Raw genomic sequence first — 8,457 nt, 5'->3', positions numbered from 1 at the left:
GCTGCTGATACTGAGTTCTTTCGTGCATCGCAACACCTTATACGAAACGGGTGTTGCACTTCAGATTTGAGGCTGCCATGGTTAAAGCTGCTGCGTAGACAAAAAGGTTGCCAGTAAGATCGCCCCTCGTCAGCACGGCATATCCGATAAAACATAAGGACGACCAAGCGAAGTCATTTCTTCATTGCCGTTGCACTTATTTGACGAGAGCTGCAGAACACGGAAGTCGGTGCCCATGAGTGCAGACCGTGCAGAACCTGAGAGATAACCAATGATTATTTACTACAGCGGAGCGGCGTTTGAGCCGACTGTCACGCGCAACGAAAACGTCTTCGTCGCGACGGCCTCAATCCTCGAAGAGGACGGGCAGGTAAGGTCGTTGGGGAAACTGGGTTTCTTCGCGAGTGAGCACTGCGCGATGCAATTCGCGGTTCGCGCGGCAACGGCGTTCATCAAGGCGACGATTTGCCCGTGCCGCCTGTGCGCTTGTCGGCTTAGGCGGGCGCGCCGGGCTCAACCGGGCGAGAGCTGTCGAGACTCTGACCAGTCGCTGCGCCTCCTGCAGGGTTCTCGGGGAGGGCGCGGCGGTTTTTTCGGTTCCTCTATCCTGACCATGATCACGTCGACGCACAGCCCGTCGGGTAGCGTCTGGGCAAATTTCAGCATTTTCAGTGTAGTGATAGCGGCGCGTGAACGAGTCTGCCCACGCACGGGCTTTCCGTTGACTGCAACCATTGAGTTTTCGCTGACGATGACGACATCGGGACCGTGTCATGATCCGTTTGCAAGTTGGTTATGTCGGATCGATTTTCGGTGTAAATCGGCAGGGTAAAGGCGTCACCACAAGCTGTCGTCGCTTTCCGGCGGCGCTCTTGTGCCCTGCAAGCGCTGCACCTCTTAGGGGTTACAACTAATGCTTGGACGAAGGTTGAGCCAGTAACATCACACGTCCAAAGCCCGACGGTATGACGTAACGCGCTAACGAAGGATCGTCTGTCCGATCAACGGGGCGGAAACCCGTCGGAGACGGCACACGAGAATGCCGGTCCACGTGAGAACCTGAGAGAGAACCGATGATCATTTACCACGGTGGGGCAGCGTTCGAGCCGAACGTCATGCGTGACGGAAAAGTCTTCGTCGCAACTGCCGCCATTCTTGAAGAGGACGGTCATTCGACGTCGCTCGGAGAGCTAGGCTCCTTTGCTAGTGAAGAGTCCGCAATGCACTTCGCGATTCTGTCCGCGACGGCCTTTATTGAAGGTGACGCTTTGCCAGTGCCGCCGGTCGGGTTGTCCGCGTAGCGCGCCTCCTAAAGCAAGGGCGGCGGCCGATCGGCATTCGGTTTGATACCAATAGTCGACGAGTCGCTGTGCGGCCTGCAGGTCTTCTGGATAGTACGGGTCGTACCACGGCGACGGGTCATAGCCCGCTTTTTTGGAGCGCAGCGAGTTCGCTGTGGTGTTGCGCCATGGTGGGCGTAGCGTTGCTCCTCAAAGCAGTGAGGTCGCGGCACTCCGCGTCGGTCAGATGACTCCCGTTGGCCGGGACGCTGACGCCAGCAGCGCACCCCGCGAGCAGCAGCGACGCAAAAATCATGTACGCGACGGTGTTTGCACGAGCCTTCTTCATGGTGCCTCGGCGAGTCATTGATCCTTTAGGTCCGGTGGTCGCTCACGGCTTTCCGCCTGATAGGCAGCGATACCCGTGTAGTTCAGGTGCGCGATAGCTTGCTCGACCGTCGAGAAGCTTAAGTCCGAATAGTCCAGCCGCCGATACACTGCCGTTTCGAACAGCTCGCCCGTTGCCCTGCGGTAAAAGAGCCGCGCGGCGAAATAGAGGCTTGGTTCTTGACTCGCCGGTGCCTCCGCACGGGTTACGCCGTTGAAACCAGTTCGCCGGTCCACGTTGATAACGAACGGCATTTGGCCACCAGAATCGATCGTCATTCCCGGCTCAATCGCTGTCACGACCGCGTATCCGCGGCTCGCGCTGGGTAAGTGGTGGCGGCTCCTTGAGAATCGCCGCCGTACGTCGACCGCGCTTCTGATGAACTCAACTGCTTCGCTCGATTGACTGCAAACTTTGAACGTGACCTTCCCCGGTCTACCGGGTATCGCCCTCACATCGACGATCGAGACTGCGAACCGCTTTTCGTTCGGAACCGCCATCGCTTACCACCACCGTTACTTGTCGCCGCTGCCGAGCTCGCTGTGCTTATGTGAATGAGTCGCCGCGTGGACCAACTCGTAATGCGCACCATTGCCGCTCCCGGTCGGCGGAAAGTGCTCGCCCTCGACGCAAGTCACCTCGAAACCAGCGCCGCCATCACCTTCCTCCACCACATGTAGATGCCCGAGGTCTGGACTTTCTTGCCGGGTTTGTGCTCGTCTGCCATGCGCGTCTTCTCGTTGTTGTTTCATTCGGCCTCCAGCAAGACACATTCCGCTGCGGCCCAGGAGTTCTTCTGCAGCAGGCGGTGCGCGTTGAAGTGGCGGATTGCCTATGTCGTCTCGTCAAGCTCTTCATGGATACGCGGGGCGTTGAAGTCAGCGTCCGTGAACTCGGGCGCGCGTTCGATGCAAAGCTCATATGATCGCAGTGCTTCACGAAAGCGCCCGGAATCTTCTAGCGCCACCGCAACGTTGAACTGCAATGCCGGATCGTTCGGTCGGTAGCGCAGAGCATTGAGGTAGACGGCTATGGCGTCGTCGAACCATTCCGTGTCCATGGGGATGCCGCTAAGGCTCAACGATGCGTTGGTATAGTCGGGGGCACCCGGCGTTACCGCCGAGTGTTGCCATGTTGCGCAGTTGCGGACTGGCGGCCATCCACAGCCATTGCGCAATGACCGGGTACTCACGCCGGATCATCGGGTGATGCCGGCATCGGCCATATGCGCGAACGCCCCGAGCCTCAGTCCGGTGCCATCTGATTCGATCGACGAATGTTGCGCGGCTCCAACGGCTGACATCGACGAGCCGCTCGGGGGTCATCACGCCGAGCTTCATCAAATCGATAACATTGGTTCCGCCTGCGAGAAACTGCACCGGCGAATGCACCGCGCGGGCGTCAAGATCGAGAAAATGCGCAATTCCGTTAATGTGCAGATGGAGATTCATTACAACTCCCGTCGCGGGCGCTGGATGAGTTGCCACCGTTCGCCATCGTCATGTCGTGGATGCCTATGCGCACCGGGGATGACCGAGCCGCGCCCGCGCTGTCTCGCCGGATTCACTCCCGGCTTTCACCGAGCGGCTCGAGCGCTACCTTTATCCACCCCGGCTGCCGCTGATCAAAAGCCTTATACGCGTCGATGACATGCATCAGCGGTTCGCGCGTGGTCAGCACGCGCAGCGGATCGGACGAGCCGTTGCGCACCAATTCAATCAAACGCGGCGTCACCGCGCGATGGTTGCAATTGCCCATCTTGATGGTCAGATTCTTATTCATCGCCTGGCCGGTCGGGAAGAAGCGGTCGGCCGGCGGATACACGCCGATCACGCCGAGGGTGCCCGCTTTCGCGAGCGCAGACACAGCCCAGTCGAGCGCTTGCGTCGGCGCATCGCCGGGAATCCAGTGCCCGTCCGAGGGGTTGCGCGCAGGCGTGACGGTCTGGCTTTCCTGCTCCGCCTGCTGCGTCTCTTCCGCCGACACTGCCGGCCCGCTCTGCGCATGAACGGCGTCGACGCCGACGGCATCGATGGCGCGATCCACGCCGACGCCCGCGGTCAAGGCCATGATTGCCTCGACCGGACCTTCCTTGTCGAAGTTGACGGCTTCCGCCCCTTGCCCGCACGCCATCGAGAGCCGGTCGTCGAGCCGGTCCACGACGATCACGCGCCCCGCGCCGAGCATAAAAGCGCTCGCCACCGCGAACTGCCCCACTGGACCGGCGCCGAACACGGCCACCGTATCCCCCGGCGTTATCTCCGCAAGTTGCGCGCCAAAAAAGCCAGTCGGAAAGATGTCAGACAGAAGGATCGCCCGGTCGTCGTCAAGCACTTCGGGTAGCTTCATCAAGCTCGCGTGCGCGAGCGGGATGCGGGCGTACTGGGCTTGCAGCCCGTTGATCGGCCCGGTGGTTTTCGGGCCGCCGAAGAAAGAAGTGCCCGCCGACGGGCCGTTCGGATTCGCGTTGTCGCACTGCGCCGTGTATCCGGTCCGGCAATAAGAGCACGCGCCGCACGAAATGGTCGACGGGATCAGCACGCGGTCGCCGCGTCGGAAATTCCGCACCCCTTTCCCTACTTCCTCTATGATGCCGACGCCCTCATGTCCGAGGATGGTTCCGGGCTCCATGCCGGGAAACGTGCCGCGGACCATGTGCAGGTCCGTACCGCAAATCGCGCTCGCCGTCAGACGGACAATGGCGTCTTGGCTGTGCTGCATGACCGGGTCTGGTACGTTGTCCAGCGAGATACTGCCTATATCGTGAAACACCACAGCTTTCATCGAGCGCTCCTGCGACGGGTGTCGGTCGATTCAAGCAATGGATGCGCCTACCTTCTGGCGCAGCACAAAACGGTGGATATCAAGCAGGTCGTTCGGCCGACCATGCTTTTGCAGGAATTCCAATGCCTTGCTGCCTTAATAGGCCGCTGAAATACTGACCGCAGAGGTCATTGCGGGACACCCCTGAAGCGTTGATAGAAGGATTCGACTCGCCCCCTCGGCAGATCCTGCGCGGCGCCGACACATCACCGAGAGTTTGTTTTGCTTTCGCAAGCTTGACGACTTCGTTCCGGCGTCGCATCCGCTGCACTCGATTCACGTTTTGATGGCCACATCGGGGTGCAATTAACCTCCGTTTGCCGGTTTATCGGCTTGGCAATTGGATGATGTGATTTGGGCACGCACAGTCTTCACGCTATCGCAAAAGCAAAACGGCCAGCGAATTCCGGTCGATTAAATCGTATCTGTCAGCGCATCCCGTCTTGAGTGCCAGGGTGCATGATGCGAAGGTTTCGCCATCGTAGTGACGGAGTGATGCGATGGACGACGACGTGATGAGCGAGCTGTCGTGAGAACGGGGGCTCGGCGCCCTCGCCAAAGCGAAGCATTTTGGCGCGAGATGGTCGCCGCATGGAAGATGAGCGGCGTTGGCACCCGGCGCTTCTGTCGCGAACAAGGTCTTGCCGTCAGCACTTTTGGATTGTGGCGCAAGAAGTTTACGGGCGAGATGCCTGCAACGAGTCCGCTGGCCGTGACGGCCGACGCCGCGTTCGTCATTGCTCGCCTCGAAGGTGAGCCTGCGGCGACACCACCATCTGCTTCCGCCGATACGCCGTCGTCATCGTCATCGACGCGTGATCGCGTGACGTTATCGATTGCCGGCGTTCGCATCGAAATGAGTGGCGTGCATGCGGAGCGCATCGTGCGCTTTGTGCTTGGCCAGCTTGGCGGTGCACGGTGCTGATCGCCGCTGACGTTCGAGCCTACATCTGCCGCGAGCCGGTCGACATGCGCAAGTCGATCGACACGCTGTCTTATCTGGTCGAACCGCTTCTCGCGCAGAAGCCGGCTTCGGGCAACCTGTTCGTGTTCGTCGGCCGGGACCGCACGAAGGTGAAGTGCCTGTATTGGGATCGAACGGGGTTCGCGCTCTGGTACAAGCGGCTTGAACATGGGCATTTCCCATCACCCGCAGCGCTGGCGCAACGTGGATTCACGCTCGCGGAGCTCAATGCATGGCTCGAAGGTATAGAGATTCCAGCGCGCGAACCTCATCGCGCCGTCGCCGTGACGCACGTGGCGTAAGCGCTGCCCGGAATCGCGCGCAGCGCTTACGAAGCTTGTAAACGTCGCCCATGTTGGGCATCATGGTTGACATGCTGCCCGCCGCCGTCACTGCCGGGGATCTGCCACTGGAGCTCGAGGCTCTGCAAGCCTTTGCACTCGAACAGAACCGGCTCGCGTGCGTGTTGTGGGAGCAACTGGAGAGCCTTCAGCATCAGATTGCACAACTCAATCGCGCACGCTTTGGCGCGAGCTCTGAGCGCCTGGCGGGTCAGGCCGAGCTGTTTGACGCCGCCATAGATATTCCCGTTCCTCCCGAGACGGCGAAGGTTCCTGTCACGGGGCACGCCCGCCGGGGACGCCCCGCACTGCCAAAGGACCTGCCACGCACGCGCGTCGAATATGACCTGAGCGACGAACAGAAGGCCGCTTTCGACGCGCTCGAGCGCATCGGTGAAGAGCGTAGCGAGACGCTGCATTATGAGCCGTCAAGGCTCACGGTCATTGAACACGTCCGCTTCAAGTATGCGGCGAAGAAGCATGGCGAGTCGACCATCGTGACAGCGAGCGCTCAGCCCTCGCCGCTGCCCAAGAGTAACGCGAGCGCGAGTCTGCTCGCAAACATCCTGGTCAACACCTACGTCGATCATCTGCCCTTGAATCGGCAGGAGATGCGCTATGCGCGTAGCGGTATTCACCTGCCGCGAGCCACGCTGTGTGAATGGAAGCTGGCCGCAGCAGAATTGCTCGCTGCGCTTCTGCCGCCGCTGCGTGCGCACCAGTTGCAGGCGCCGCGCATGCACGTCGACGACACGACGCTGCCTTTGCTTGAGAAGGGCCGCAAGACCACCCGCACCGCTCGATTATGGGGCTATCTGGGTGCGGGCCAACGCGAGGAGAACGGCGTTTGGGTCGATCACCCTCCGGCGGTCGTGTTCGAGTTCGCTGAATCGCGCGCGGGCTCGAATCCGCAAAGGTACCTGCGAACGTACAAAGGCTACTTACAGGCTGATGCATACAGCGGGCATGAGGCGCTCTATGAAACCGGCGACATCATCGCGGTCGGTTGCTGGGCGCATTGCCGCCGTCGGTTCTTTGAAATCGCCAAGACCCAAAGCAAGCCGGGACTCGCGGCACAGGCGCTGCAGTGGATCGCCCAGCTATACGCCATTGAGTCGCGAATCAACCATCAGAACCCTGACCGCAAATATGCGACGCGGCAAGCGGAGACCTTGCCGGTATTAGCGCAGTTCCGGCAATGGTTGGAAGGCAACGTCATCGGTTTGCCGACTCAGGCACCGCTCGCCAAAGCGTTCGGCTACGCGTTACGTCATTGGCAAGCGCTGATTCGCTACACAGAGAGCGGTGTTCTGTTACCCGACAACAACGCGTTGGAACGGCAAATCCGGCCGATTGCGCTTGGAAGAGTCAACTGGACGTTCGCGGGCTCACCGCGAGGCGCTCGTGCGACGGCCACCATGTATTCATTGCTCGGCACGGCTCGCTTAAACGGTTTCGAACCGTATGCATGGCTGAAGGAAACACTAGAGAAGTTGCCGTCGTATCCCGTCAATCGCGTGCACGAACTGCTGCCGCTTGCCCGCTAACCACCCCGACATTCATGGACATCCTGGACTCCCTTCGGCAGGCGCCCAGCGCTGAGTTATATCGCCTCTATCTGACCATCGGCAAAATGCTCGATGACCCCCGACGCATTCTCGAAGTCCGTCAACGACTGCACATTGGGATGACCGTCAGATACATCGGTGACAATCCGTTGGGACCGCCTTTGGAAGGCACTGTCACCGAGCTGCGACATACGCAAGCGGTCGTACAGGACAACGTGACTCGCCGCCGATGGGCAGTGTTGTATGCGGCGATTCTCCTCGATGCCACCGCAGCCCCAACTCAAAAGGAAGCGCCGCCACCTCGCCCGCGCCCCGAAGAGTTCTTCATCGGCGACACCGTGGGATTCACCGACAAACATCTGAACGAGCGTGTTGGAACCGTCGTCAGACTCAATGCGAAAACGGCATCCATCGCCGTCACAGATTCCGAAGGACACTGGCGCGTCTCGTACGGTCTACTGCGGAAAATCCTCGATATCTGATTGAACCTGTCAACACGGGATGCGCTGACGGATACATTAAATCCATAGCCACGACGCTCAGCGGAGCGGCTTAGCTCAACGAATTTTTAGCGAAGCACAGACGGCCGATACGGCGTGCCGATGCCAGCATGTCGTGCCGTCTGCCCTCCGCTAAAAACGTGCTTCCGTAGCAGCCAAACCGGAAAAATCAGGCACAATTACCTTGCCGTCACCGATAAGTATTTCTTACACATGTTTTACGCTCGTTTTTAAGTCATGAACACATATAACTTGCTGATCAGCCACTCATGGAAGTACAGCGACGCGTACGACCGGCTGGTCGCGCTGCTGCAAAACCGAGGCTATTTTGATTTCCGGAACTATTCGGTTCCGCGGATTGATCCGATCATCGACGCAGTCGGCGACGTGGCGCTCGAACGTGCCATTCGCGACCAGATGCGTCCATGTCACGCCATGCTGATCCTAGGCGGTGTTTATTCCACCTACAGCAAGTGGATCAACAAGGAAATCGCTCTCGCCAAGGAATTCAAAAAGGGCTCTTTTGAAAACGGAGTGGGTAACGGCCTTCAGCGGGCATGCGAGTTGAAGGCGGAGAAGTCCAGTTTGCCTGC

At 59.7% G+C, this 8,457-nt stretch carries 10 protein-coding genes and 2 pseudogenes; 6 read left to right on the top strand and 6 right to left on the bottom strand.

The annotated features are described in order from the left end of the window. The first annotated feature begins 1,073 nt into the window (after positions 1-1,073). A complete protein-coding gene (locus tag AB6804_RS31065) occupies positions 1,074-1,301 on the top strand; it encodes a hypothetical protein (protein WP_370889717.1) in 228 nt (75 codons plus the stop codon). A gap of 30 nt (positions 1,302-1,331) precedes the next feature. Here the strand turns inward: AB6804_RS31065 and AB6804_RS31060 are convergent. The 6 genes and pseudogenes from AB6804_RS31060 to AB6804_RS31035 form a co-directional block, all read right to left on the bottom strand. Then, a pseudogene (locus AB6804_RS31060) lies at positions 1,332-1,596 on the bottom strand (DUF4148 domain-containing protein); the annotation flags it as partial. A gap of 47 nt (positions 1,597-1,643) precedes the next feature. Continuing rightward, the gene (locus AB6804_RS31055; RefSeq protein ID WP_370889716.1) at positions 1,644-1,946 is read right to left on the bottom strand and encodes a hypothetical protein; all 303 of its coding nucleotides are present in this window, start codon (positions 1,944-1,946) and stop codon (positions 1,644-1,646) included. Between the two features lie 237 nt (positions 1,947-2,183). Continuing rightward, positions 2,184-2,395: pseudogene (locus AB6804_RS31050) on the bottom strand (hypothetical protein). Between the two features lie 105 nt (positions 2,396-2,500). Further along, on the bottom strand, positions 2,501-2,728 hold the full coding sequence (locus tag AB6804_RS31045; RefSeq protein WP_370889715.1) for a hypothetical protein: 228 nt from the start codon (positions 2,726-2,728) through the stop codon (positions 2,501-2,503). Positions 2,729-2,738: 10 nt separating this feature from the next. Next, complete coding sequence (locus tag AB6804_RS31040; protein ID WP_370889714.1) at positions 2,739-3,119, bottom strand: FAD binding domain-containing protein; 381 nt, start codon at positions 3,117-3,119, stop codon at positions 2,739-2,741. Positions 3,120-3,231: 112 nt separating this feature from the next. Next, complete coding sequence (locus tag AB6804_RS31035; RefSeq protein WP_370889713.1) at positions 3,232-4,452, bottom strand: zinc-dependent alcohol dehydrogenase; 1,221 nt, start codon at positions 4,450-4,452, stop codon at positions 3,232-3,234. 619 nt (positions 4,453-5,071) lie between these two features. Here AB6804_RS31035 and AB6804_RS31030 point away from each other — a divergent pair. From AB6804_RS31030 to AB6804_RS31010, 5 genes are all read left to right on the top strand, one after another. Continuing rightward, a complete protein-coding gene (locus AB6804_RS31030; protein WP_370889712.1) occupies positions 5,072-5,416 on the top strand; it encodes a hypothetical protein in 345 nt (114 codons plus the stop codon). Beyond that, positions 5,410-5,757: an IS66 family insertion sequence element accessory protein TnpB gene (gene tnpB / locus AB6804_RS31025; RefSeq protein WP_370889711.1), complete on the top strand. Its 348-nt coding sequence runs from the start codon at positions 5,410-5,412 to the stop codon at positions 5,755-5,757. Before AB6804_RS31030 ends, tnpB begins: the two co-directional genes overlap by 7 nt. Positions 5,758-5,807: 50 nt before the next feature. Beyond that, positions 5,808-7,343, top strand: a complete 1,536-nt coding sequence (locus tag AB6804_RS31020) for an IS66 family transposase (RefSeq protein WP_370889710.1) — start codon at positions 5,808-5,810, stop codon at positions 7,341-7,343. A 14-nt stretch (positions 7,344-7,357) separates the two neighbouring features. After that, entirely contained in the window at positions 7,358-7,846 is a 489-nt protein-coding gene (locus tag AB6804_RS31015; protein ID WP_370889709.1) for a hypothetical protein, read from the top strand. Positions 7,847-8,101: 255 nt separating this feature from the next. Next, positions 8,102-8,457, top strand: a 356-nt coding sequence (locus AB6804_RS31010; RefSeq protein WP_370889708.1) for a TIR domain-containing protein, incomplete at its 3' end; no start/stop codon positions are given.

Source organism: Caballeronia sp. RCC_10, assembly GCF_041360715.1.
GTDB lineage: Bacteria > Pseudomonadota > Gammaproteobacteria > Burkholderiales > Burkholderiaceae > Caballeronia > Caballeronia grimmiae.
This window is presented reverse-complemented; position numbering and strand designations above follow the sequence as displayed.